This window comes from Streptomyces fructofermentans (assembly GCF_014651055.1).
Lineage (GTDB): Bacteria > Actinomycetota > Actinomycetes > Streptomycetales > Streptomycetaceae > Streptomyces > Streptomyces fructofermentans.
Genome location: NZ_BMWD01000001.1, coordinates 303,707 through 327,949, shown reverse-complemented (window position 1 = coordinate 327,949; position 24,243 = coordinate 303,707). Strand labels below are relative to the sequence as shown.

Here is a 24,243-nt window from a genome sequence, read left to right as displayed (position 1 = left end):
ATCGCGGAACGGCGCCCGGGGTGTGGGTGCCCCCGCCCGGCGGGTCCGGGGTCGGGGTCGGTGGGCGCCGCACCGTGAGGACGTACGGGAGGTACGGGGTGCGGGAGTTCGGGGTGCGGGAATCGGGTGCCGGGTGCGCGGGGTGCGCCGGCGGACGGGGTGGCGGTTCGGGCCGCGGGTGGGTGAGGGGCTGCGGGGCTGGTCGGCTGACGGTGCGGGGACGACCACCGGTCACCCGCCGCGACCGCCGTCAGCCCTCGGCCGGCATGTGCGACGACCGGTCGGTGCGGCGGCCGGTCGGTGCGGCGGCCGGGGTCGGGTCAGGTCCGGGTCCGGGACTGGGTCCGCGTCCGGGACTGGGTCGAGGGTCGGAACCGGGCCCGGATCGGGGGCCGGAACCAGAGCCGGAACCCGGTCCGGGCCCGGGCCCTGCGCGGGACGTCCGTCGTCAGCCGAGGACGGCCAGGGCGTCGATCTCGACGAGGAGTCCGGCGGGCAGCCCGACGTAGACCGTGGTGCGGGCGGCCGGGGGCGCGGTGAGCCCCTGCTCCTCGAAGTACGTGTTGTAGATCGCGTTCATCTCGGCGAAGTGGTCGACGTCCGTGAGGTAGACGCGGATCATCATCGCGTCGTCCCACGAGGCGCCGCCCGCCTCCAGGACGGCCTTGACGTTGGCGAGGGTCTGGAGGGTCTGTTCGCGCAGGGTGGGCCCGGCGGGCGTCGGGGGCCTGCCCTCCTCGGCGGGCAGGAATCCGACCTGGCCGGCGACCTGGAGGATGTTGCCCTTGCGGACACCGTGGGAGAACCTGGCCGGCGGGGCGGTGTGGGTCGCGGGGGTGAGAGCGGTCTTGTCTGTCATGAACCGTTGTCCTTCGCAGGGGTCTTGCCGGAGTACTCGCCGCTGATGGCGTCCGCGGTGCGGCGCACCAGGGGGAGCAGTGTGAGGAGTTCGTCGGCGGTGACGACGACGTTCGGGGCGGAGACGGACATGGCGGCGACGACACGCCCGTCGGCCCCCCGGACGGGTGCGGCCACGCAGTTGATGGACTCCTCGTGGCCACCGAGGTCGGTGGCCCAGCCCTGGTCGCGCACCTTCTCCAACTCCCGCAGGAAGGCGGAAGGGTTGGGCGTCGAGCGGGCCGTGTACATGGGGTAGTCGAGCTTGTCCGCGAAAGCGCGCCGCTCCGGTTCGGGGAGGTCGGCGAGGAGCAGCTTGGCGACGGCCGCGACGGTGATGGCGACGGGCTTGCCGATGCGCGAGTACATGCGCACCGGGTAGCGGCTCTCGACCTTGTCGATGTAGAGCACCTCGCCCTCCTCGTGCACGGCGAGGTGGACCGTGTGGCCGCACAGTTCGTTCAGGCGGACGAGGTGGGGGTGCGCGATCTCCCGGACGTCGAGGTTCTCGACCGCCTCCTGGGCCAGTGCGAAGAGCCGGGCGCCGAGGCGGTAGCGCTGGTCGGACTGGCGGTAGACCAGGCCGTGTTCGTGGAGGGTGCGCAGCAGCCGCAGCGCGGTGGACTTGTGGACACCGAGCCGCTCGGCGACCTGCCCGAGGTCGGCGGGGCCCTCGGCCAGCAGCGGCAGGATGCTCAGCGCGCGGTCGACGGTCTGGCTCATGGGGTGCGTACCTCCTCCTGGGCCCGATCAGCGGTTCGATCAGCGGCTTGCGTCCAGCCGGGGCCGAGTCGAAGTGTCCCCCACGCGTCGTCGTCCAGGGCCGCGAGCCGGTCGGCGTGCTCCCGCGCGGGCGGTGCCGCGAGGTCGCCCGGCACGGTGAGCGCGGCGGCGGCCATGAGGTGGCCGTGCCGCAGCCGGTCCCGGACGGGCAGTCCGCGCAGGGTGGCGGAGAGGAACCCGGCGGCGAAGGCGTCACCCGCGCCGACGGCCGCGACGACGTCGACGCGCAGCGCGGGGACGAAGACGGCGGCCTCCGCCGCCTGCTCGCCTCCCCGCTCGGCACCGCCCCGGTCCGCGCGCCCGCCTCCCCGCCGGGCACGGCTCCGGTCCGCGCGGACGCCCACGGGTCCCGCGGGCTCGCCGCCCGGGACCGCGTGGACGTCCTCCGGAGCGGGCTCCCGGGCGAAGGCCGTCGCGCCCGCCCGGCCGTGCTTGACGACCAGGACGTCCGGTTCGGGCAGGGCCGCGCGGACGGCGTGCGCGCCGTGCAGTCCCCAGGCGGCCCGTGCCTCGTCGTCGCCGACGAACACGATGTCGGCGCCGTGCGCCAGGTCGAGCAGCACGCGGGGCCCCTCGGGCGTGTTCCACAGCCCGGGGCGGTGGTTGACGTCGAAGGAGACGATTGGGCGCCCGGGACGCCGCTCGGTCAGTTCGCGCAGCAGGCCGAGGCAGCCCTCGGAGAGCGCGGCGGTGATGCCGGAGAGGTGGAGCACGCGTCCCGAGCGGACGACCGCGGGGTCCACGGTGCCGGCCGACATCGCCGAAGCGGCGGAGCCGGCCCGGTAGTACGCCACCTCGTGGGCGTCGGTGGCCCGGTCCCCCGCCGTGCGGAAGTAGATGCCTGTGGGCCGCTCGGGGTCCCGCGTCACGGCGGAGGTGTCGACGCCGTACGCGCCGATCGCCTCGACCAGGTGGTCGCCGAACCCGTCGTCGCCGACCCGGCTCACCCAGGCCGCCCGGTGCCCGGCGGCGGCCAGGACGCACGCCACGTTGGACTCGGCGCCCCCGATCCCGCGCTCGAACGACGGCACGTCGGCGAGGCGGCCCGGGCCGGACGGCAGGAACGTGACCATGGACTCGCCGAGCGCGACGACGTCGACGGTCTGCGCGGCGTCCGTGGGGGCGGGTCCGGTGGGGGTCACGATGACGGGGGCTCCTCGTCGAAGGGGGTCCTCTGCTCCGGGGCGTCGGGAGCGCGGGGAGGGTCTGGGCGGCTCCGTTGACCCGGCGTTGGCCGAGATGTTAGACAGCAGTAAGCGTCATACGCAATGACCGTTGCATTCAGCGCAACGGCCCTCATCAGGGAGGTTCCATGGCCGCCGACTCCTCCGCAGCGACCGCCCGGGAACGCGTCGCGGCACTCGCGGACGAACGCGTCGACCACCGTTTCAAGGGCCTCCCGCCGGACGCCGACGGGCTGACCGTCGGCGAACTGGCCGCCCAGCGCCGCAATCTGTTCACCGACGGGTTCACCACCCCCGTCCTCGCGCTGTCCGCCGAGCGCCTGGACCACAACCTGCGGCTCATGGAGACGTACGCGGCCCGTCACGGCCTCGCGTTCGCCCCGCACGGCAAGACCTCGATGGCTCCCCGGCTCTTCCAGCGGCAGATCGAGCACGGCGCCTGGGGCATCACGCTCGCCGTGCCGCACCAGGTGCGGGTGGCCCGCGCCTTCGGCGTGCGGCGCGTCTTCCTGGCCAACGAACTGACCGACCCCTCGGCGCTCGCCTGGATCGCCGCGGAACTGGCGGCCGACCCGGAATTCCGCTTCGTCTGCTACGTCGACTCCGTACGCGGTGTCGGGCTGATGGACGCCGCGCTGCGCGGCACCGCCCGCCCGGTGGACGTCGTCGTCGAACTGGCCGCCGGCGAGGGCGCGCGCACCGGCGTCCGGACGGAGGAGGAGTGCGCGGCGGTCGCCGACGCGGTGGCCGCCGCGGACACCCTGCGGCTGGTCGGCGTAGCCGGGTACGAGGGCGAGGTGCCGGACGCCGACCCCGGGAGGGTGCGCGCGTGGCTGCGCCGACTGGTCTCCCTGGCCGTGGAGTTCGACAAGTCGGAGCGCTTCTCGGCGGCCGACGAGATCGTCGTCAGCGCGGGCGGCAGCGCCTGGTTCGACGCGGTGGCCGACGTCTTCGCGGACGTCCCCGCGCTCTCCCGTCCCGTGCTCAAGCTGCTGCGCTCGGGGGCGTACGTGTCGCACGACGACGGCCACTACAGCGAGGTGACCCCCTTCACCCGCGTCCCCGAGGAGGGCACTCTGGAACCGGCGTTCCGGCTCTGGGCCCAGGTGGTCTCCCGGCCCTCGGCGGACCAGGCCTTCGCCAACGCGGGCAAGCGCGACGCCGCGTACGACCTGGACCTGCCCGTGGCCCAGGTGGTGCGGCGGGACGGCGGGGAGCGGCCCGCCGACGGTGTCTCGGTCGTCAAGCTGTCCGACCAGCACGCCTGGCTGAGCACCACCGGCGAGGCCGACCTCGGGGTCGGCGACTGGCTGGGCCTCGGCCTGTCCCACCCCTGCACGTCGTTCGACAAGTGGCAGCTCATTCCGCTGGTCGAGGCCGACGGCACGGTCGTCGAGTACATCCGCACGTTCTTCTAGGAGGCTCCCGTGGCAGAGCTCGTCATCCGTGACGCGGACGTCGTCGACGGCAGCGGCGGCGACTCCTACCGCGCCGACGTCGTGGTGGACGGCGGCCGGATCGTGTCCGTCGTGAAGGAGGCGGCCGCCGCGGGTTGCCAGCGCCCGGTGGCCAGGCGTGAACTGGACGCGGAGGGGCTGGTCCTGTCGCCCGGCTTCATCGACATGCACGCGCACAGCGACCTCGCGCTGCTGCGCGACCCCGACCACAGCGCGAAGGCCGCCCAGGGCGTGACCCTGGAGGTCGTCGGCCAGGACGGGCTGTCGTACGCGCCGGTCGACGACCGCACGCTCGCCGAGGTGCGCCGGGCGATCACCGGGTGGAACGGCGCCGGGGACGACGTCGACATCGACTGGCGGAGCGTCGGCGAGTACCTGGACCGGCTCGACCGGGGCATCGCGGTCAACGCCGCGTACCTGATCCCCCAGGGCACGGTCCGGATGCTCGCGATGGGCTGGGAGGACCGTGAGGCGACGCCCCGCGAGCTGGACCGGATGCGGGAGCTCGTGGCCGACGGGATGCGCGAGGGCGCCGTCGGCATGTCGTCCGGGCTGACCTACACCCCGGGCATGTACGCCAAGGACGCCGAACTCACCGAGCTGTGCCGGGTGGTGGCCGAGCACGGCGGCTACTACTGCCCCCACCACCGCTCGTACGGCGCCGGGGCCATCGAGGCGTACCGGGAGATGGTGGACCTCACCCGTGAGGCGGGCTGCCCGCTCCATCTGGCCCACGCCACCATGAACTTCGGGGTCAACGAGGGCCGGGCGCCGGAACTGCTGGCGCTGCTCGACAAGGCGCTGGACGAGGGCGCGGACATCAGCCTGGACACGTACCCGTACACGCCCGGCTGCACCACGCTCGCGGCGACGCTGCCGAGTTGGGCCGGCGAGGGCGGCCCGCAGGCGCTCCTGGAGCGCCTCGCGGACGACGCCACGGCGGAACGCGTCCGCCACCACATGGAGGTCGTGGGCGCGGACGGCTGCCACGGCGTCCCCGTCGACTGGGACACGATCGAGGTCTCCGGCGTGAGCGATCCCGCGCTCGGGGACTTCGTCGGCCGTACGGTCCTCGAGTCCGCGCGGCTGCGCGGCGAGAGCCCCTGGACGACGGCCCGCGGGCTGCTCCTCGGCGACCGGCTCGGCACGACGATCCTCCAGCACGTGGGCCACGAGGAGAACGTCCGCGCGATCATGCGCCACCGGGTGCACACCGGCGGTTCGGACGGCATCCTCCAGGGCGCCAAGCCGCACCCGCGGGCCTACGGCACCTTCCCGAGGTATCTGGGGCACTACGTGCGGGAGTTGGGCGTGCTGTCGCTGGAGGAGTGCGTCGCGCACCTCACCTCGCGCCCGGCGGCCCGGCTGCGGCTGCCGGACCGCGGGCTGGTGCGCGAGGGGTACCGGGCCGACCTCGTCCTGTTCGACCCGGCGACGGTCGCGGCGGGCTCCACCTTCGAGGCGCCGCGCACCCTGCCGACCGGCATCCCGCACGTCCTGGTCGACGGCCGGTTCGTGATCGAGGACGGGCGCCGCACCGATGTGCTGGCGGGGCGCGCGGTCCGCGGGAACGCCCGGTGACCGCACGCCGCGGCCGGGGCTACGGCTTGGGCAGGGTGCACCCGCTGCGGCTCAGGTCGAGCTTGTTGTCGAGTCCGAAGCACGGCACGATCTGGTAGGTCTCCTGGCCGTAGTTGATGCCCGCGCGGACCGTCACGGTGCCGTTGGCGTCGACCTCGCACGGGTTGTTGTCCGTGCAGCGCCCGCCGTCCTCGTTGCCGGTGTTGTTGACGGCCACGACCTTGCCGGTGGCGTTGTCGACGACGGGCGAGCCCGAGGTGCCGCCGATGGTCCGGCAGGCGGAGGTGTAGCGGACCGAGTCCTTCCAGGTCCACTGGCCCTCCTTCAGCCGGTACGCGAACCCGTCGATGCCGCACGTGTACGTCCGCTTCCAGTAGCCGGAGACGACGGTGATGGCGGTGCCGGCCACCGGGTGGGTGTCGCCGAGGGTCAGCGCGCCGATCCCGTAGGAGTTCCGGATCTGCGCGTACGTGGTCGTCAGTTGGTACAGCGAGACGTCCGTGTCGGTCATGGTGGCGTACGCGATCTTGGCGGCCCGCAGGGTGGCGACGCGCGTTCCCGCCGCGTTGAGCAGCCCGAAGGTGCGGGAGGAGGCGCGGTCGACGATGACCTGGCCCGCAGCCGGGAACCCGGTCTCCAGGCAGTGCCCGTTGGACATGACCAGCGCGGGGTCGTCGTCCTCGGAGCCCGGCATGCGCACGACGGAGCCGGAGCAGTTGCTGAGCGAGACGGTGCCGGCGAAGTCGACCGCCTGCACGGCCGGCGGGGCGGCCTCGGGCTCGGTGGCCGCGACCGCGGGTGCCGCGCCGGCCCCGGCGATCACCAGGGCGAGCAGCGCGGCGACGAGAGGCTTCTTCATGTGGGGGTCCCCTCTTGTGACGTGGGCGGCCGGAGGTCTTCCGGCCGCCGTTCGTTTGTCATGCGCATTCTCAATCGAGCGCGACAGGCCGACAAGGAGTCCATTCAGGCCGCGCGGCGGGCGGCGTTCGCGCCGCCCGCCCCCCCTTCCGGCACGCCGGAGGCCCGGCCCCCTGGACGCCGGGGGACGCGAGGGGACGCCAGGGGACGCCGGGACGCGAGGGGCCCCGGAGGACGGTCGTCACCGTCGGCGCCCCGGGACACCCCGTCCCACGTGGTGGGAAACACGGCGCGGTACGCGCCACCCGGCCGTAAGCTCACGGACATGCAGGTGATCCAGTCGACCAAGCTCGCCAACGTCTGTTACGAGATCCGCGGACCGGTGCTCGAGGAGGCCATGCGGCTGGAGGCGGCCGGGCACCGCATCCTGAAGCTGAACACCGGGAACCCGGCGGCGTTCGGCTTCGAGTGCCCGCCCGAGATCCTGGAGGACATCCTCCGCAACGTCTCGACGGCGCACGGCTACGGGGACGCGAAGGGCCTGCTGGCCGCCCGGCGGGCCGTGGTGATGCACAACCAGACCCTCGGCATCGAGACGGACGTCGAGCACGTCTTCATCGGCAACGGCGTCTCCGAGCTGATCGTGATGGCGATGCAGGGGCTGCTGGACGACGGCGACGAGGTGCTCGTACCGGCGCCGGACTATCCGCTGTGGACGGCGGCGGTCTCCCTCTCCGGGGGCACGGCCGTGCACTACCGCTGCGACGAGCAGTCCGACTGGATGCCCGACCTGGCGGACGTGGAGCGGAAGGTCACCGACCGCACCAAGGCGATCGTGATCATCAACCCGAACAACCCGACGGGCGCGGTCTACGACGAGACGATGCTGCGCGGCCTGACCGACATCGCCCGCCGCCACAACCTGCTGGTCTGCTCGGACGAGATCTACGACAAGATCCTCTACGACGACGCCACGCACACGCCGACCGCGCGGATCGCCCCCGACCTGCTGACCCTGACCTTCAACGGGATGTCGAAGGCGTACCGGGTGGCCGGCTACCGGGTCGGCTGGATGGCGATCTCGGGACCGCGCGCGCACGCGGACTCGTACATCGAGGGACTGACCGTCCTCGCGAACATGCGCCTGTGCGCGAACATGCCGGGCCAGCACGGCGTGGTGGCCGCGCTGAGCGGACGCCAGACGATCCAGGACCTCGTCCTGCCCGGCGGGCGGCTGCGTGAGCAGCGGGACGTGGCGCACGAACTGCTGACCGGCATCCCGGGCGTGACGTGCGTGAAGCCGAAGGGTGCGCTCTACCTCTTCCCGCGGCTCGACCCGAAGGTCTTCAAGATCAAGGACGACCGGCGGATGGTGCTCGACCTGCTGCGCGCCGAGAAGATCATGGTGGTGCAGGGGACGGGCTTCAACTGGCCGGAACCCGACCACTTCCGCGTGGTCACGCTGCCCTCGGAGCAGGACCTGCGGGACGCGGTGACTCGGATCGGCACCTTCCTGGACGGGTACAGCCAGCCCTGACCCCCGGGCGGACCGCCGGCCCCTCACCCTCCGTGCCCGCCCGCACCGCTTTTTCCGAACAAGCTCAACTTTAGACGAAATCCAAGCTAGGATGGTTTCCTGTCAGAGCACTGGAGGCCGTCCCCCATGTACGAACCGATCCGCACGAAGTCGGTCCACACGACGGCCGGCACCGCCGACTTTCCCCACCGGTCGCGCGAGGAAGAGCTGGACATCCAGCTCGCCGGCCATCTGACCGCGCTGCTCGCCGTGACGGACGAGCTCCGCGGTCCGGAGCCGTCCGCGGACCTCGACGCCGCCGCCGAGCGGCTGACCGAGCAGATCACCCGGCTGCGCGGCGGCCGTCCGCCGGTCCGCGTGACCGTCACGGCGACCGAGCACGCGCCGCGGGACAGCACGCTGCACCTGCGGGCGCACGCCCTCGCGGGCCGCGCCCTGGTCGTCGCGGCGTCCCGCGCGGACACCGCCGTCGCGATCCTGGCCGCCGAGCGCATGGACGCGCACACCGCGGCCGCCGGGACCCGGACCCTCACCTCCCGCTGAGCCTGCGGGCTCCCCCGATCGGCCCCGGTCCGCGCGCACCCGCAGCGACGTGCGGACCGGGCGCCACAGCGTCCCGGACGGCCGCACCCACCCGGGTGCGGCCTTCGCCGTGGCGGGTGCGGTCGCCGCCCTGCCGGGTACGGCCTCCGCCGTGCCCCGGACGGAGGAATCCGATCCGGTTTCGTACTGGGATCGTCCGGACACCCTCCGTTCACCCCGATGGCCCAGGAACGTGGAGTTCCGGGAGCACCCTCCGGGTGTGAGACGAATATTCGCCATCGTCCTGGCGGTGTTCCTGATCGGCGGAGTGGCAGCAGCCGTCGTCGCGGGCCGCGAAGAGCAGGACAGCAGCACGGCAACGAAGACCGTGCGAGGAGTGATCGGATCCGAGAAGGCCGAGTTCTTCGGGGATCCGGATGTGGTGGAGGCCCTGGCTGCCAGGGGCTACACCGTGGAGACGGAGACCTCCGGGTCCTGGGCCATGGAAGGGCTCGACCTCAAGGGGTACGACTTCGCCTTCCCGTCCAGCCGGGCGCCCGCCGAGGAACTGGCGAGGGCGCACCGCGTGCGCCGGCCCCTGCCCCGCCCCTTCTACTCGCCCCTCGTCGTCGTGGCGCACCGCGCCGCCGCCGAGGTGCTCGCGGGCAACGGACTCGCGGCCCTCGGGGCGAAGCGCAGCGGCACCCTGGACATGGCCGCCTTCCTCGACGCGGCCGGGGACGACCGCACCTGGCAGCAGCTCAAGGGCTCCCGGGGGCACGGCGAGTTGAGCGGCACGCTCTTCATCTCCAGCACCGACCCCACCAGTTCGAGCTCGGGCGCTCTCTACCTGGCCGCCGCCTCGTACGTGGCCGACGGCGGCCGGGTCGCCGACGGCCGCGCGGCGGTCGACCGCACCGCGCCCCTGATGCGCAAGCTGATCAGCGTCCAGGGCGCCCAGCAGACCAGTACGGACGCGGCGTTCGGCGACTTCGTCAGCGGGGCCGGCAATCCGCTGGTCCTCGTCTACGAGTCCCAGGTGGCCGCGCTGCTCACCCGGGGCGAGGACGTCGGCGACCTGACGGTCCTCTACCCGGACACCACCGCGAACAGCGACCACACCGTGGTGCCCCTCACCGAGGAGGGCCGGGCCCTCGGCGAACTGCTGGGCGAGGACGAGGAGTTGCGGCGGCTGGCGATACGGCACGGTTTCCGGCCGCAGGGCGCCGCCGCCGAGTTCACGGCGGCCACCGCCGGCCGCACCACCTATCTGGACCAGAAGCTGACCGGCGTCCGGCAAGTGCCCGTGCCCGCCTCCGAGGTACTGCGCGAGATGGCCCGCCGGGCCCGGGACCAAGAGGGAGACCGCACGTGAGCGCCGCAGAACAGGAACTCGTCCTCACGCCGCCCGAGGCCGTCGCGCCCGTGCCGCGGGAGAAGGCCGGCGGACTCGTACCGGTGGACGCCGCGGTCCGCACCGAGATGGAGCGCAGGGCCGCGGAGTACGTCGGCGGACTCGCCGCCCTGGACGCCCGCTCCCCCGAGTTCGCGGGGCGGATCGGGGAGATCGTCGCCCTGGGCTCGGGAGAGATGCGGGGCGCGGCCGCCCAGTCGAACCGCATGCTGGAGCGCACCGTCCGCAGCCTGCCCGCGAACGGCGACGACGCCGGGTCCCGGGTCTCGTCCTCGCTCCTCGAACTCCGCCGCACGGTGGAGGACCTGGACCCGCGCGAGGTGCCCGGCGGCCGGGCCCGCAGGCTGCTGTCCCGGCTGCCCGGCGGCAACCGGCTCCGCGACCACGTCGCCGCGTACGCCTCCGCCCAGGGCACCCTGAACAGGATCGTCGGCTCGCTGCGCGGCGGGCAGGACGAACTGCGCCGCGACAACGCCGCGTTGCAGACCGAGCGGGTCCGCCTGTGGGAGTCCATGGGCAAGCTCCAGGAGTACGTCGTGCTGACCGAGGCCCTCGACGCGGCGGTCGAGCGGCAGGTGGCCGAGACCGAGGCCCGCGACCCCGCGCAGGCGGACACCCTGCGCGCGGACGTCCTGTTCCCGGTCCGCCAGAAGCACCAGGACCTGCTGACCCAGCTCGCCGTGTGCGCGCAGGGCTATCTGGCGATGGACGTGGTCCGGCGCAGCAACGACGAACTGATCAAGGGCGTCGACCGGGCCGCGACCACCACGGTCTCCGCCCTGCGCATCTCCGTGATGCTCGCCGCCGCGCTGGACAACCAGCGCAAGGTCGTCGAGCAGGTGGACGCCCTGCGGGGCACGACGGAGGACCTGATCAGGGGCAACGCGGAGATGCTGGCCACCCAGAGCGGCGAGATCCAGCGGATCGCCGCCGATCCCGCGGTCGGCGCGGAGACCCTGCGCTCGGCGTTCCAGCAGATCTACCGGACCCTGGACACCATCGACACGTTCAAGGCCCAGGCCACCCAGACCATGGCCGCCACCGTGGAGTCCCTGACGTCCGAACTCCAGCAGGCCACCACCCGCCTGGAGCGGTCCCGGTCCGCCGGCGCGCTCGAAGGGGGGCTCGCGTGAGAGCCCCGGCGCCGGGCCGGGTCCGCGGGCGCCCGGCACGCCGTACGGCGCTCACGGCGGTCCTCGCCGCGGTCCTCGCCGTCGCGGTCACCGCGTGCACCGAGGGAGCCGACGGAGGCGCGGCCGCGCCCCACGCACCGGGTGCCGGCAGACTGCGCGTCCTCGCCTCCAGCGAACTGGGCGACATGGCCCCCGTCCTCGACCGGATCCGCGAGGACACCGGCATCGAGGTCGTCCCGACCTACACGGGCACCCGGGACGCCGTCGACCGGCTGGCGTCCGGCCGGGCCGACGGGGCGTACGACGCCGTCTGGCTGTCCTCGGCCGCGTATCTGCGGCTCGATCCGGCGGCGGCGCGCAAGGTCGTGTCGCAGACCCCGGTCATGTCGAGCCCGGTGGCCGTCGGCGTCCGTCCGCGGACGGTGCGCCGGCTCGGCTGGAATCCCCGGGAGGTCACCTGGTCGCAGGTGCACGCGGCGGTGGCGGCCGGTGAGCTGACGTACGGCATGACGGACCCGGCCCGCTCCAACTCCGGTTTCTCCGCGCTGATCTCGGTGGCCTCGGGCCTGTCCGGCGCGCAGTCCGCGCTGACCCGCGCCGACGTGGACCGGGCGGCTCCGAGGCTCCGGGAGTTCTTCGCGGGCCAGCGGCTCACCTCGGGGTCCTCGGGCTGGCTGGCCTCCGCGTACACCCGGCGAGGGAGCGTCGACGCCCTGCTCAACTACGAGTCGGTGCTGCTGGGCATGGACGACCTGACCGTGATCCGTCCCAAGGACGGCGTGGTCACCGCCGACTACCCGCTGGCCGCGCTCGCCTCCGCCGACCGGAGCACCCGCGGTACGGTCCGCCGCCTCACCGCGGCGCTGCGGTCCCCGGCCGTCCAGCGGCTGATCACGGACAGCACGCTGCGCCGCCCGGTGGTGGCGGGTGTGCCTCCCGCGGCGGCCCTCGACCCGGGCCGCCGCCGCGAACTGCCCTTCCCCGGCACCGGGTCCGTGGCCGACGGGCTGCTGGACGCGTACGAGAACAAGCTGCGCCGGCCGTCCCGCACGGTGTACGTCCTCGACACCTCGGGGTCGATGGGCGAGGAGGGGCGGCTCGACCGGCTGAAGAAGGCGCTGACCGGTCTGACCGGCGGCTTCCGGGAGCGGGAGGAGGTCACGCTGATGCCGTTCGGCTCGGCGGTGAAGAGCGTACGGACGCACGTGGTGCGGCCCGGGAACCCGCGGGGCGGGCTCGACGGCATCCGCCGCGACACCGCGGCGCTCACCGCGGACGGCGACACCGCCGTCTACACCTCGCTGGAGAAGGCGTACGGGCATCTGGGCAGCGACGAGGACGCGTTCACGTCGATCGTGCTGATGACGGACGGGGAGAACACGACGGGCGCGAGCGCGGCGGAGTTCGACCGGTTCCACGCGCGGCTGCCGCGCGCTCAGCGGGAGATCCCGGTCTTCCCGGTCCTCTTCGGGGAGTCCGACCGCGGCGAACTGGAGCACATCGCCGACCTGACGGGCGGCCGTCTCTTCGATGCCCTGAAGGGCTCGCTCGACGGCGCCTTCGAGGAGATCCGTGGCTACCAATAGGTTCACCGGCTACCTGGAGTCCCGCAAGAACCTCACGGGCAGCGCCTGCGGGATCGCCGGTCTCGCGCTCACCTTCGCGGGCGTGGCGGGACCGTACTGGCCCGTCGTGGTCGCCGGGCTGTACGGGGCGGGCGCGCTGATCGCCCCGCCGGAGCGCCGCCCGCCGCCGGACTTCGCCGAGCCCTCCGACCGGCTGGACGAACTGCGGCAGGACTTCGCCCGCCTGTGCGACCACCTCGGCGGGATCGACCTGCCGCCCGCGGCCTCGGGCCGGCTGGCCGAGCTGACGGAACTGCTCGCCGCCCTGCTCGATCCGGGCTGGGTCGCCGAGGTGCTGGCCGGCGACCCCGACGGGGTGCACACCCTGTCCCGGGCCGTCCGGCAGGACGTCCCGGAGGCCGTCGACACCTTCGTACGGACCCGTTGGTGGACCCGGCTGGCACCCGGCGCCGAGCCTCCGGAACGCCATCTGGAACGGCAGTTGGCGGTTCTGCACGAGGAGGCGGACCGGCTGGCCGCGGCGCTGCGCGAGACCGAGGCCCGCCGCCAGGAGTCGCACACCCGCTATCTGGAGGACCGTTCCCGCTGACGGCCCGGGCCGGCGGCGGGAACGGCGCGGACCCCGCACGCCGTTGTGCGGGGCCCGCGCCGTTCGGTGGTGCTGCCACCGCGGCCGGCCGTGACGACGTCGCAGGTCAGGGCAACCCGGTCCGGCCGCGGAGTGGTGGCGGGCGTCAGCCCAGGCGCTGCACCAGCGCGCGGTACTCGTCCCACAGCTCCTTCGGCGTGTGGTCGCCGAAGGTGTTGAGGTGCTCGGGCACCAGGGCGGCCTCCTCGCGCCAGACCTCCTTGTCGACCGTGAGCAGGAAGTCGAGGTCGGACTCGGAGAGGTCGAGGCCCTCGGTGTCCAGGGCGCCCTTGGCGGGCAGGACTCCGATGGGTGTCTCGACGCCCTCGGCCCTGCCGTCCAGCCGGTCGACGATCCACTTCAGGACGCGGCTGTTCTCGCCGAAGCCGGGCCACACGAAGGAGCCCTCGTCGTTCTTGCGGAACCAGTTGACGTAGTAGATCTTCGGGAGCTTCGACTGGTCCTTGCCCTTGGCCACGTCGACCCAGTGGCCCATGTAGTCGCCCATGTTGTAGCCGCAGAACGGCAGCATGGCGAAGGGGTCGCGGCGCAGCTCGCCGACCTTGCCCTCGGCGGCGGCGGTCTTCTCGGAGGCGACGTTCGCGCCGAGGAAGACACCGTGGTTCCAGTCGAACGACTCGGTGACCAGCGGGACCGCCGTGGCGCGGCGTCCGCCGAAGAGGATCGCCGAGATCGGCACGCCCTTCGGGTCCTCCCACTCGGGCGCGATGATCGGGCACTGCGAGGCGGGGACGGTGAAGCGCGCGTTGGGGTGCGCGGCGGGCGTACCGGACTCCGGCGTCCAGTCGTTGCCCTTCCAGTCCGTCAGGTGGGCCGGGGTCTCCTCCGTCATGCCCTCCCACCAGACGTCGTTGTCGTCGGTGAGGGCGACGTTGGTGAAGACGGAGTTGCCCCAGAGCGTCTTCATCGCGTTGGCGTTGGTGTGCTCGCCGGTGCCCGGCGCGACACCGAAGAACCCGGCCTCCGGGTTGATCGCGTAGAGGCGGCCGTCCTCGCCGAAGCGCATCCACGCGATGTCGTCACCGATGGTCTCCACGGTCCAGCCGCGGACCGTGGGCTCCAGCATCGCGAGGTTCGTCTTGCCGCAGGCGCTCGGGAAGGCGGCGGCGACGTACTTCGACTCGCCCTGCGGGGGCGTCAGCTTGAGGATCAGCATGTGCTCGGCGAGCCAGCCCTCGTCGCGCGCCATGACGGACGCGATGCGCAGGGCGTAGCACTTCTTGCCGAGCAGCGCGTTGCCGCCGTAGCCCGAGCCGTACGACCAGATCTCGCGGCTCTCCGGGAAGTGGGAGATGTACTTCGTGGAGTTGCACGGCCACGGGACGTCGGCCTCGCCCTCGGCCAGCGGTGCCCCGAGCGTGTGCACGGCACGCACGAAGAACCCGTCGGAGCCCAGCTCGTCCAGGACCGGCTGTCCCATGCGGGTCATGGTGCGCATGGACACGGCGACGTAGGCGGAGTCGGTGATCTCCACGCCGATGGCCGAGAGGTCCGAGCCCAGCGGGCCCATGCAGAAGGGGACGACGTACATCGTGCGGCCCTTCATGGAGCCGCGGAAGACGCCCTTCTCGCCGGAGAAGACCTCCCGCATCTCGGCGGGGTCCTTCCAGTGGTTGGTCGGGCCGGCGTCCTCCTCCCGCTCGGAGCAGATGAAGGTGCGGTCCTCGACCCGGGCGACATCGGTCGGGTCGGAGGCCGCGTAGTACGAGTGGGGGCGCTTGATCGGGTCGAGCTTCTTGAACGTGCCCTTGCGGACGAGCTCCTCGCTCAGTCGCTCGTATTCGGCCTCTGAGCCGTCACACCAGACCACACTGTCCGGCTGCGTCAGTTCGGCGATCTCGTTGACCCACGAGATCAGTTCCTGATGGTTGGTGGGGACGGTGAGGGAGGGAGCCGCGATGTCGCGCGCCACGATTGCTCCTAGTCGAGGGGTTTTGTTGTTGATGCCCCGTGGGGGCTGCGACCCGGATGCTTCACGTATTCGATCTTTCCGGTACGTATCGATCTTCCTGGCGCTCATCCGGTGCCGACCGCACTCATTTGATCATCCGACGGGTCCGCGCATATGTCCAGAGGGCCTCACACCTGAGCAGCGTGAGCATCGCCACTTATTGCCTGCCGTTTACGCGGGCGGCTCCCGGCGGCCCCGTACCGCCCACGCCGCGGGAGGGCGCCGGACGCCCCCGCGTGAGACCATGCGCACTCCGCGTATCCCGGCGGCGGACCCGATAGGTAACTTACGGTTCCGTAGATACGATGAGGCCCATGACTGCGTCCGCCCCCGATGCGCCCACGGATACACCGGTCGCCGACCGCATCTCCGAGGCGCTCTCCCTGCCGGATCCGATCAAGCCGAAGCTCCGCGGCTGGCTCCACGCAGGCATGTTCCCGGCCGCGCTCGTCTCCGGCCTCGTCCTCACCGCTCTCGCCGGCACCCCGCGCGCCCGCATCGCCTGCGGGATCTTCGTGCTGACCGCCTGCCTGCTCTTCGGCGTCAGCGCGATCTACCACCGGGGCACCTGGACCCCGCGCATGGACGGCCTGCTGCGCAGACTCGACCACGCGAACATCTTCCTGATCATCGCGGGCTCGTACACACCGCTGACGATGCTGCTCCTGCCCGAGTCCAAGGGACGCTGGCTGCTGTGGAGCATCTGGGCCGCCGCCGCGGCGGGCATCCTCTTCCGGGTGTTCTGGATCGGTGCCCCGCGCTGGCTCTACACGCCCTGCTACATCGCGATGGGCTGGGCGGCCGTCTTCTTCCTGCCGGACTTCATGCGGGCGGGAGGCATCGCCGTCCTGGTCCTGGTGATCGTCGGCGGACTCCTCTACAGCGCCGGCGGCGTGATCTACGCCCTCAAGCGCCCCGATCCGTCGCCGCGCTGGTTCGGATTCCACGAGGTCTTCCACTCCCTCACCCTCGCGGCGTTCATCACGCACTACATCGGCATCTCGATCGTGGCCTACCAGCACGGGTAGGACCGGACCGGTCCGACGGGAGGGCCCCACCGCTCACGCGGTGGGGCCCTCCCTCATGTGCGGCTCCACGGCGGGGGCGCGCCCGTCCCGCCCGTCGACCGCGTCCCCGGACGTCCGGGGCGCCCGAGGGCGGTCGGGGCGGCCGGGCCATGGGACGGGCGCCGGAAATCCCCGTGGCCGAGTCGGCGCCCCATGGCATCCTGGCCCGGTGAACGGACCGGAGATCCACGTCGAATTCGCCCCCGGCCTGCGACTGTTCGTCCCGCACGGACGCCGCGCGGGCGCCACGCCGGTCGTCACCGACGGCTCCTCCACCCTGGGCCATGTCGTCGAGTCGCTCGGAGTGCCCCTGACGGAGGTCGGGGAACTCGTCGTGGACGGCGGCACGGTGGCCGTCTCGCACATCCCGGCGGCGGGCGAGTCGGTCGAGGTACGGGCCGTCGCCCGGCCCCAGCAGGTGCCGGGCGCCCCACTGCGGTTCCTGCTGGACGTCCACCTGGGCACGCTGGCCCGGCGGTTGCGGCTGCTGGGCGTCGACGCCGCCTACGAGTCCACGGACATCGGGGACCCGGCGCTGGCGACGCGTTCGGCGGCCGAGCGGCGCGTGCTGCTCAGCCGGGACCGCGGACTGCTGCGGCGGCGCGAGCTGTGGGCCGGCGCGTTCGTCTACAGCACCCGGCCCGAGGAGCAACTGCGCGACGTGCTGGGCAGGTTCGCGCCCGCGCTCAAGCCGTGGACGCGCTGCACGGCCTGCAACGGGCCGCTGCGGCAGGCCTCGAAGGAGGAGGTCGCCGACCGGCTCGAAGGGGGCACCAGCCGGTCGTACGACGTCTTCGCCCAGTGCGTGGAGTGCGGGCGCGCGTACTGGAGGGGCGCGCACCACGAACAACTGGAGGTCATCGTGGAGCGCGCCGTCGCGGAGTTCGGCCCTCGCTGAGCCGCGCCGCGCCCCTCGCCCGGCCGGCGCGCCCCGCCGCGCGAACGGGCGCGGCGGGGCGGGGCGCTAGCGCTTCCTGGTGTCCCCCTTGCCGCAGGCTACCCCGTCCCTGTCGCGGTCCAGGCGCAGCGGGTCGTCCTTCCCGTTGATCCTCAGGCGGCCGTAGTCGTTCGCCTTCAGCCAGGCGCAGCGCGACGCCGCCGTCTTCCCCACCTCGGCCGGGAAGACCGTCGGCACGCAGACGTTGGCGGAGCCGTAGTGCCGGTCGCAGCCCGCGACGGCCGGATCGACCTCGACGGAGGCCCGCTTCCTGCCGGGCCCGTCGACATCCCCCTCCAGGGCGTCGGCGAAGGAGTGGACGTGCGCCGCCGCGGTGTCGCCGGAGGCGGCCGCGAGGGCGGACGGACCCTGGAGGTGGACCCACTCGGCGACCGAGGGCACCCCGTTCGCGTCCACGGCGAAGAGCATGTACCAGCCGGGGGGCGCGAGGTTCGGGTTGCTCGTCACATTGAGGTCGACGTTGTCGCCGTCGACCGACAGCGGCAGGTCCACGAAGCGCTGGTTGGGGTCGGACGAGTGCGTCACCGCGGCCGGGCGGATCAGCTCGGCCTTCGCGATGGGCCGGTCGACCGTGATGCGCTGGGTGTCCCCGTACACCCACTCCTTGTCGATCACCGAGGTGATGTCGGGCCGCGGGCCCTTCAGGAGGTAGGGCGGGGTGTAGAGGGAGACGTCGTGGTTCCAGGAGCCGTTGCCCGGGTTGTCGCCCGTGGCCATCACGCGGCCGTCCGGCAGCAGGAACGCCGACGAGTGGTAGCCGCGTGCCTCCGGGTCCGCGGCCACCGGGTCGAAGGTCTCCGTGGCCGGGTCGAAGATCGACGTCTCGTACACCGGGTCGGCCCGGTTGTGCAGGGCGCCGCCGGTCTCCAGGACCTTGCCGTCGGGCAGCAGCACGGCGGACACGTACATCTTGCCCTGGCCGCCGGTCTGCGGGACCGCGCCGCCTCCGAGGTCGACCGTGCCCTGCGGGAGCGGCGGACCCGCCGTGTACGCGGGGTCTGCCTGCTTGAGGTCGATGATGTCGGTCAGCCGGTTCGCGTCGGGGTTCGAGTCGATGTTGCCCCCGCCGATGGTGAGCACCTTCTGGTCCTGGGCGGGCGGCAGCAGCACGCTCGCGGACTGGTCGCGCTCGTCCTTGCGGCGCAGTCCGGGCACCTCGGTGACGGTGTTGGCGGCGTAGTCGTAGACCGCGGAGCCGGTGCCGGGGATGTTGTTGCCGAACGTGTGGCTGCCCGAGTAGAAGAGCCGCCCGTCCTGCATGAGGATCATCGACGGGTACAGGCCCCAGTACGACCAGGTCTGGTTCACCTGCCACAGCGGCAGCCACTTGTTCGCGGCGTCCGACCAGAGCTCGGCCGTCACCGACCCGGTCGAGTCCTCCTTCAGTCCGCCGAAGGAGATGACGTCGCCGTTGCCGAGGATCGTCGCCGACGGGTACCAGTGCCCGTCGTTCATGTCGTTCGTCCTGCTGTACGTCTCGGTGACCGGGTCGAAGAGGTACGAGTCCTTGTAGCCCTGGTAGCCGACGGTGCCGTCCGCGGACGGGTAGCCCTTGTTGCCGCTCATCACCAGCACGCGCCCGTCGTCGAGCTGCACATGGCCCGAGCAGAACATGTCGTCGGGCGTGGGGATCTGCTTGTACGTGCCGTTCGCCGGGTCGTAGACCGCCGAGGTGAAGGTGCCCGCCTCGAACATCTCCTCGCTGTTCCCCGATCCCGCGATGAGCAGGACCTTTCCGTTCCTGAGGACGACGGAGTGCATGGACCGCACCGGGTTCTGCGTGGGCAGCACGTCCCAGCGGCCGTCGGCGCACTCCTCGGCCGTGCCCGTGCAGACGGGCTCGGGCACGGGGTCCGCGACCTGGTCCATCGTGTAGTCGTCCGTCGTCACGGAGCCGGTGCCGTAGACGGAGACGCCCCAGCTGATGCGGTCCGTGCCCGCCGGCACCTCGGGGGTGCGGACGGTCGCCTCGGACCAGCCCGCGCTGATCGGGAGGGTCTTGAGGTCGGTCCAGTACTGCCAGCCGGCCGTCGTGTCGTGCCGGAAGAGCGTGAGCGAGGTGTCCGGGGTCGTCGACCTGTACCAGAGCCCGAGGTCGTACTGCCTGCCGACGGAGACGACCGGCGCGCACGCGGCGGACTCCGTGATGAGGGCCTTGCGGTCGCCGTCGGCGCGGCGGGTCAGCTCGACCTTCATCGCCCTGGAACCGGAGTGGGCGTCCGCGACGGTGGTGAAGGTGAAGTCGTTGTCGCCCCAGCCGGACCTCTCCCAGCAGTAGGGCATGCCGTCCGTGCCGGCGGTCTCGAATCCGGGGTTCTTCACGAGGTTGGCGGCCGAGGCCGGCTGCGGGGTGGTGAGGAGCAGTCCCGCGGTGAGGGCTCCCACCGTCAGCAGGATCGTCCGGCGTCCGGGGCGGGTGTGTCGTCTGAACATCAGCTCGTTCTCCCAGTTCTGCGGCTCCGTGCGCGACGGCCCTCCCCGGCCGCCGTGTGTCCGGCGCGCCCTCCCTTCCGCGGCAGGTAGACCAGTGCCTCCGTGCTGACGAAACGCAGCACGAAGGTCGTCACCAGGGCGAGGGCCGTGGCGGTGAGCGCGTCCAGGCCGGCCCGGCCGACGAGCAGGGCGATCAGCGGGATGCGCAGGACCAGGTCGGCGTTGGCGAGCAGCGCGAACCGGCCCGCCCTGTCCCACCAGTGCCGGTACCGCCTGCGGTCCCTGAAGCACAGGTGCTCGATGAGCAGGAAGTTCCAGGCCACCCCGAACTGGTTGGCCACGATCTCGGCGGGCAGGTAGTGCATCCCGGCGGACGTCAGGGCCCACAGCGCGGTGAGGTTGGGCAGGAACCCGGTGGCGCCGATCAGCCCGAAGACGACCATCCGCGCGACGGGTGAGGCGGTGCGCAGTCCCGCGAGGTGCCGCAGGAAGCGCATTCCCTCCTTGGCGCTCGACTTGGACTCGCCGGCGAAGCGGTCCTGGAAGACGAACGGCACCTCGGTGACCTGCCGGGGGCGGGCGCGTACGGCCGTCTCCAGCAGGATCTTGTAGCCGAGGGGCTTCAGCACGTCGGCGGTGACGGCGCTGCGGCGGATCGCGAAGAAGCCGCTCATCGGGTCGCTGATGCCCCGCAGCCTGCGCGGGAACAGCGCCTTCGTCAGCCAGGTCGCGCCGCGCGAGACGGCGATGCGGTAGCCGCCCGCGAGCCCGGCGCGGCTGCCGCCCTTGATGTAGCGGGAGGCCACGACGAGTCCGGCGGGGGTGCGTTCACCGGCGGCGACCAGTTCGGGCACCAGCGAGGGCGGATGCTGGAGGTCGCCGTCCATGACGACGATCCACTCGGACGTCGCGGCCCGCATGCCCTCGACGACCGCGCCGCCGAGCCCGCCCGTCGGGACGTCCCGGTGCAGGACCGTCACGGGGTACGGGCAGTCCCGCGCGGCGTCGCGGATCACCTCGGGGGTGTCGTCCGTGGAGTCGTCGACGAAGACGACCTCGCAGGGCAGCCGCGCGGGCACCGACTCCGTGATGCGGCGCAGCAGTTCACGGATGTTGGCCGACTCGTTGAAGGTCGGCACGACGACGGTGACGGCACCGGGCTCGGGCACCTCGACGGCGCGTACCGCCGGGTCGCCGAGTTCTCCGGGGACGGTGGACTCGTACGTCATCGGTTGCCTCCGGTGCTCGTGTGCGCGGTGCCCGCCGTGCTGTCGATCCGGCGGATCTCGATGCGGTCCTCGCCCTCGCCGAAGGTGGCGACGGGCGTGGAATGCTCCATCGCCCGGCGGACGTTGGGCAGGTCGACCGCGTCACGGCGGACCGTCGGGGAGGCGACGACGTAGTCGAGGTCGCGCCAGCCGCGCGGCATCGTCCTGGTCACCGCGGGGTCGAGATCGGCCTTGTAGAACCAGATCGCGCCGAGGCCGGGCCGGTATCCGGCGTGCACGAGGTCCAGCCAGAGCGCGTCGTCGACCAGCACCCGGGTGTCCTCGGGGTGTTCGACCTCGGTGGCCAGCCACCGGGACGCCGCCCGGTAGGGCGCGTTGGCGTCGGCGGTGACCGCGGTGCGGTCGCCGTCGTACCAGCGGGGGACGACGTACGCCGCCGAGGCCGCGACGAGCAGCGCCAGGACCGCGTAGCGCGCCCGGGTGACGTACTCCTTCTCCGCCCCACGGCCGCCCCGCACGCGCAGCACCGCGTGGGTGACGCTCGCCGCGCCCGCGGCGAGGACGATCGCGAGGAACGGCAGGGCCTGGATGACGTACATCGCGGGCAGGTAGCCGGTCGGCCGCATGGCCACCAGGGCGAGGATCGCCACGGTGAGGGCCGGTCCGGCGAGGGCCTTCGCGGTGACCGACCTGCGCCGGGTGACCAGGAGCAGCAGGGCTCCGGCGAGGCCGCCGAGCGGCAGGACGCGGTCGTAGTACAGCCAGGACCTGAGGACCCCGTGCGAGCCGGAGCCCGGGTCGAGGATGAACCCCGAACCGGGCCTCGTCATCTGGTACACGAGCCCGTCCCAGAGCGAGACGTGGCCCGCGCCGGGGAGCAACTCGCCCTTGAGGAGCGCGAACAGGGGGTACGACAGGCCGATCAGCACGCAGGCGGTGACGGCCCCGGTGAGGGCGAACTTGCGGGTGTCCCGGTGGCTGTGGCGCCACATGGTGACCATCAGGGCGGGCAGGACGACGAGCATCGTCTCCTTGGTGAGGACCGCGGCCGCCGCGGCGATGCCCGCCGCGAAGTGGTGCCACAGGTGGCGGCTCGGGGAGGCGGCGAGGCAGAACGCGAGCAGCGTCCACATCACCGCGATGTTGTCGAGGAAGATCTCCCGCTGGAGGACCACCGACAGCGGCGACAGCCCGAAGAGCAGCATCGCGAGCCCTGCCGCCCAGCGCGGCAGCGACAGCCGGCGGGACAGCACGTAGACGAGCACGGCACTGGCGGCGCCGACGAGGAGCATCACGATCCGCATCGGGCCGACCGTCATCGACTCGGGGCTGATGAGCGACGGTATCCAGGTCAGCAGGGCTATCTGTATCCAGCCGAGGGGCGGATGGTCGTACCAGTACGTGTAGTGGGCGAGCCCCTCGCCCTGCTGCACGGCCCAGGCCTGGGCGAGGTAGGTGCCCTCGTCGTCGCTGAGCGCCGGATAGTCGGCGATGTTCCAGCCCTGCACGGTCATGACGGCCACCAGGAGGACCGCGCACAGGACGAGGTCGGGGCGGGAGGCGCGCAGCCGCGACGGGCGCGTTCGACGGGTCGAACCGGTTTTGGGTGCAGGAGTCCGCTGCGCGGGGACCTTCGACGTGGTCACCGCGGGAAGGGTGGAGGTCACGCAGGAACGTCCTCTCGGGTCACTTCGGTGAGATGCGCGCCGACATGACTGGTCAACTCCCAGTCCCTGCGGCCTCGTTGCTCGCGCCACACGGCTCGGACGGCCGCACCGGCGAGGAGCACCTGGTAGAAGGGGCCGCCGGCGACCAGCTTCAGGTAGTGGACGAAGCGCACACGAAGCCCGTACTGCTTGCCGAAGTCGTGCAGTCCGACGAGTTCGAAGACGAACGTGACGAACGCCGTGACGGCCGGCAGGAAGGTGATGAAGGCGATGCCGACCGGCACGTCGAGGAACAGCGCGACGGCGACGTTCAGCGGGATGATGACGCCGGAGACGGCCTGGAGGTACGGCGTCATCAGCGTGTAGCGGGCCAGCAGCCGCTGCCCGAAGCCCGGGAGCTGCTTCCAGTCCTTCTTCCGGTAGACCTGGAGGAAGCCCTGGTTCCACCGTGTGCGCTGCTTGAGCAGCGACATGAGGCTGCCGGGGGTCTCCTCCCTGGTCACCATGTCGGAGTCGTACGCGACGACGACCTTCTTGCCGACGCTGGAGAGCCGGACGCCCAGGTCGCAGTCCTCGGCGAGGCAGTCGGGGTCCCAGCCGCCGGCCTCCCGCAGCACCGCGGTACGCACGAAGACGGTGTTGCCGCCCAGCGGTATGAAACCTTTCTGCGCGTGCAGGTGCAGCCGGGAGCGGAACCAGAAGAAGTACTCCAGGCAGTTGCGCAGGCTGTACCAGCTGGAGTGGAAGTTGATGAGCTGGACGCCGCCCTGGACGACGTCGGCGCCGGTGGACCGGAACGCGTGGTCGACGTGCGCGAGCAGCTCGGGGTGGACCTGGTCCTCGGCGTCGAAGACCCCGACGACGTCACCGCGGCAGTGCGGCAGCGCCGTGTTCATGGCCCTGGGCTTGTTCTTCCTCTCGTGGGTGTCGACGACGACCCGCACCCGCGGGTCGCGCGCCTCCGCGCTCCGGGCCACCTCGGCGGTGTCCGGGTCGTCGTGTCCCACGATCACGATGATCTCGAAGTCGTCGTGCCCGGACTCCAGCAGGCGCTGGATCGTGTGGTCGAGCACGGCCTGTTCGTGACGGGCCGGCAGCAGCAGCGAGAACGAGAGCTGCTCGCCCCCGTCCGGTCTGCCGAACCGGGTGGAGGCGAGCACTTCGGGCGTACGCCACGCGTGCATCTGCCACCACAGGGTGAAGGCCGCCATCCAGAAGAGCGCAAGTGAAACGGCAGCGATGAAGACAGACGTCAGCACAAAAGATCCCCCCAGATCCCTGAAACCCCCTGTCGCGACAGTGAGTCACTCCTGTCGCGTCCGGTGGAGACACTAGGT

At 72.3% G+C, this 24,243-nt stretch carries 19 protein-coding genes; 10 read left to right on the top strand and 9 right to left on the bottom strand.

Annotated features, from left to right (window positions below; all coding sequences use genetic code 11):
* Positions 1-448: 448 nt before the first annotated feature.
* Genes IE265_RS01335 through IE265_RS01325 form a run of 3 tightly spaced genes read right to left on the bottom strand, consistent with a single transcriptional unit; the run spans position 449 to position 2,822 of the window.
* Entirely contained in the window at positions 449-859 is a 411-nt protein-coding gene (locus IE265_RS01335) for a RidA family protein (RefSeq protein ID WP_190033384.1), read from the bottom strand.
* Positions 856-1,620 carry an IclR family transcriptional regulator gene (locus IE265_RS01330; protein ID WP_190033383.1) on the bottom strand — a complete coding sequence of 255 codons (765 nt, stop codon included), beginning with the start codon at positions 1,618-1,620 and terminating at the stop codon, positions 856-858. The genes IE265_RS01335 and IE265_RS01330 overlap by 4 nt, the downstream gene beginning before the upstream one ends.
* A complete protein-coding gene (locus IE265_RS01325) occupies positions 1,617-2,822 on the bottom strand; it encodes a sugar kinase (protein ID WP_190033382.1) in 1,206 nt (401 codons plus the stop codon). The genes IE265_RS01330 and IE265_RS01325 overlap by 4 nt, the downstream gene beginning before the upstream one ends.
* A gap of 170 nt (positions 2,823-2,992) precedes the next feature.
* Between IE265_RS01325 and IE265_RS01320 the strand changes: the two genes are divergently transcribed.
* Positions 2,993-4,282 carry an amino acid deaminase gene (locus IE265_RS01320; protein WP_190033381.1) on the top strand — a complete coding sequence of 430 codons (1,290 nt, stop codon included), beginning with the start codon at positions 2,993-2,995 and terminating at the stop codon, positions 4,280-4,282.
* A 9-nt stretch (positions 4,283-4,291) separates the two neighbouring features.
* On the top strand, positions 4,292-5,902 hold the full coding sequence (locus IE265_RS01315) for an N-acyl-D-amino-acid deacylase family protein (RefSeq protein WP_190033380.1): 1,611 nt from the start codon (positions 4,292-4,294) through the stop codon (positions 5,900-5,902).
* Positions 5,903-5,921: 19 nt separating this feature from the next.
* Here the strand turns inward: IE265_RS01315 and IE265_RS01310 are convergent, their stop codons facing one another.
* Positions 5,922-6,761, bottom strand: a complete 840-nt coding sequence (locus IE265_RS01310; RefSeq protein ID WP_190033379.1) for a S1 family peptidase — start codon at positions 6,759-6,761, stop codon at positions 5,922-5,924.
* 324 nt (positions 6,762-7,085) lie between these two features.
* Between IE265_RS01310 and IE265_RS01305 the strand changes: the two genes are divergently transcribed.
* The 6 genes from IE265_RS01305 (at position 7,086) to IE265_RS01280 (ending at position 13,541) form a co-directional block, all read left to right on the top strand.
* Complete coding sequence (locus IE265_RS01305) at positions 7,086-8,297, top strand: pyridoxal phosphate-dependent aminotransferase (protein ID WP_190033378.1); 1,212 nt, start codon at positions 7,086-7,088, stop codon at positions 8,295-8,297.
* A gap of 126 nt (positions 8,298-8,423) precedes the next feature.
* Positions 8,424-8,840 carry an SCO4983 family protein gene (locus IE265_RS01300; RefSeq protein ID WP_190033377.1) on the top strand — a complete coding sequence of 139 codons (417 nt, stop codon included), beginning with the start codon at positions 8,424-8,426 and terminating at the stop codon, positions 8,838-8,840.
* Between the two features lie 259 nt (positions 8,841-9,099).
* Positions 9,100-10,194, top strand: a complete 1,095-nt coding sequence (locus IE265_RS01295) for a substrate-binding domain-containing protein (protein ID WP_190033376.1) — start codon at positions 9,100-9,102, stop codon at positions 10,192-10,194.
* Positions 10,191-11,366, top strand: a complete 1,176-nt coding sequence (locus IE265_RS01290) for a toxic anion resistance protein (protein ID WP_190033375.1) — start codon at positions 10,191-10,193, stop codon at positions 11,364-11,366. Before IE265_RS01295 ends, IE265_RS01290 begins: the two co-directional genes overlap by 4 nt.
* Positions 11,363-12,952 carry a substrate-binding and vWA domain-containing protein gene (locus IE265_RS01285; RefSeq protein WP_190033374.1) on the top strand — a complete coding sequence of 530 codons (1,590 nt, stop codon included), beginning with the start codon at positions 11,363-11,365 and terminating at the stop codon, positions 12,950-12,952. Before IE265_RS01290 ends, IE265_RS01285 begins: the two co-directional genes overlap by 4 nt.
* The gene (locus IE265_RS01280; protein ID WP_190033373.1) at positions 12,939-13,541 is read left to right on the top strand and encodes a hypothetical protein; all 603 of its coding nucleotides are present in this window, start codon (positions 12,939-12,941) and stop codon (positions 13,539-13,541) included. Before IE265_RS01285 ends, IE265_RS01280 begins: the two co-directional genes overlap by 14 nt.
* 145 nt (positions 13,542-13,686) lie before the next feature.
* Here IE265_RS01280 and IE265_RS01275 read toward each other — a convergent pair whose 3' ends face one another.
* On the bottom strand, positions 13,687-15,513 hold the full coding sequence (locus IE265_RS01275) for a phosphoenolpyruvate carboxykinase (GTP) (RefSeq protein WP_190033372.1): 1,827 nt from the start codon (positions 15,511-15,513) through the stop codon (positions 13,687-13,689).
* 353 nt (positions 15,514-15,866) lie between these two features.
* Here IE265_RS01275 and trhA point away from each other — a divergent pair, with 353 nt between their 5' ends.
* Positions 15,867-16,580, top strand: coding sequence for a PAQR family membrane homeostasis protein TrhA (trhA, locus tag IE265_RS01270; RefSeq protein ID WP_190033371.1), 714 nt, complete (start codon positions 15,867-15,869; stop codon positions 16,578-16,580).
* 208 nt (positions 16,581-16,788) lie between these two features.
* Positions 16,789-17,517: a Mut7-C RNAse domain-containing protein gene (locus tag IE265_RS01265; protein WP_190033370.1), complete on the top strand. Its 729-nt coding sequence runs from the start codon at positions 16,789-16,791 to the stop codon at positions 17,515-17,517.
* 66 nt (positions 17,518-17,583) lie between these two features.
* On the opposite strand, the gene IE265_RS01260 is transcribed toward IE265_RS01265, so the two are convergent.
* From IE265_RS01260 to IE265_RS01245, 4 genes are read right to left on the bottom strand one after another with little or no spacing between them, the layout of a single operon-like run.
* Positions 17,584-20,010 (bottom strand): galactose oxidase early set domain-containing protein, encoded by a 2,427-nt coding sequence (locus IE265_RS01260; protein WP_190033369.1) that lies wholly within the window; start codon positions 20,008-20,010, stop codon positions 17,584-17,586.
* The gene (locus tag IE265_RS01255; RefSeq protein ID WP_190033368.1) at positions 20,010-21,239 is read right to left on the bottom strand and encodes a glycosyltransferase; all 1,230 of its coding nucleotides are present in this window, start codon (positions 21,237-21,239) and stop codon (positions 20,010-20,012) included. Before IE265_RS01255 ends, IE265_RS01260 begins: the two co-directional genes overlap by 1 nt.
* Positions 21,236-22,906, bottom strand: coding sequence for an ArnT family glycosyltransferase (locus IE265_RS01250; RefSeq protein WP_190033367.1), 1,671 nt, complete (start codon positions 22,904-22,906; stop codon positions 21,236-21,238). Before IE265_RS01250 ends, IE265_RS01255 begins: the two co-directional genes overlap by 4 nt.
* A complete protein-coding gene (locus IE265_RS01245; protein WP_190033366.1) occupies positions 22,903-24,165 on the bottom strand; it encodes a glycosyltransferase in 1,263 nt (420 codons plus the stop codon). Before IE265_RS01245 ends, IE265_RS01250 begins: the two co-directional genes overlap by 4 nt.
* Between the last annotated feature and the right edge of the window lie 78 nt (positions 24,166-24,243).

Excerpts from the sequence above, each read along its gene's own strand:
- IE265_RS01335 (WP_190033384.1), bottom strand. The coding sequence starts at position 859 with ATGACAGACAAGACCGCTCTCACCCCCGCGACCCACACCGCCCCGCCG.
- IE265_RS01330 (WP_190033383.1), bottom strand. The coding sequence starts at position 1,620 with ATGAGCCAGACCGTCGACCGCGCGCTGAGCATCCTGCCGCTGCTGGCC.
- IE265_RS01320 (WP_190033381.1), top strand. The coding sequence starts at position 2,993 with ATGGCCGCCGACTCCTCCGCAGCGACCGCCCGGGAACGCGTCGCGGCA.
- IE265_RS01310 (WP_190033379.1), bottom strand. The coding sequence starts at position 6,761 with ATGAAGAAGCCTCTCGTCGCCGCGCTGCTCGCCCTGGTGATCGCCGGG.
- IE265_RS01305 (WP_190033378.1), top strand. The coding sequence starts at position 7,086 with ATGCAGGTGATCCAGTCGACCAAGCTCGCCAACGTCTGTTACGAGATC.
- IE265_RS01300 (WP_190033377.1), top strand. The coding sequence starts at position 8,424 with ATGTACGAACCGATCCGCACGAAGTCGGTCCACACGACGGCCGGCACC.
- trhA (WP_190033371.1), top strand. The coding sequence starts at position 15,867 with ATGACTGCGTCCGCCCCCGATGCGCCCACGGATACACCGGTCGCCGAC.
- IE265_RS01260 (WP_190033369.1), bottom strand. The coding sequence starts at position 20,010 with ATGTTCAGACGACACACCCGCCCCGGACGCCGGACGATCCTGCTGACG.
- IE265_RS01255 (WP_190033368.1), bottom strand. The coding sequence starts at position 21,239 with ATGACGTACGAGTCCACCGTCCCCGGAGAACTCGGCGACCCGGCGGTA.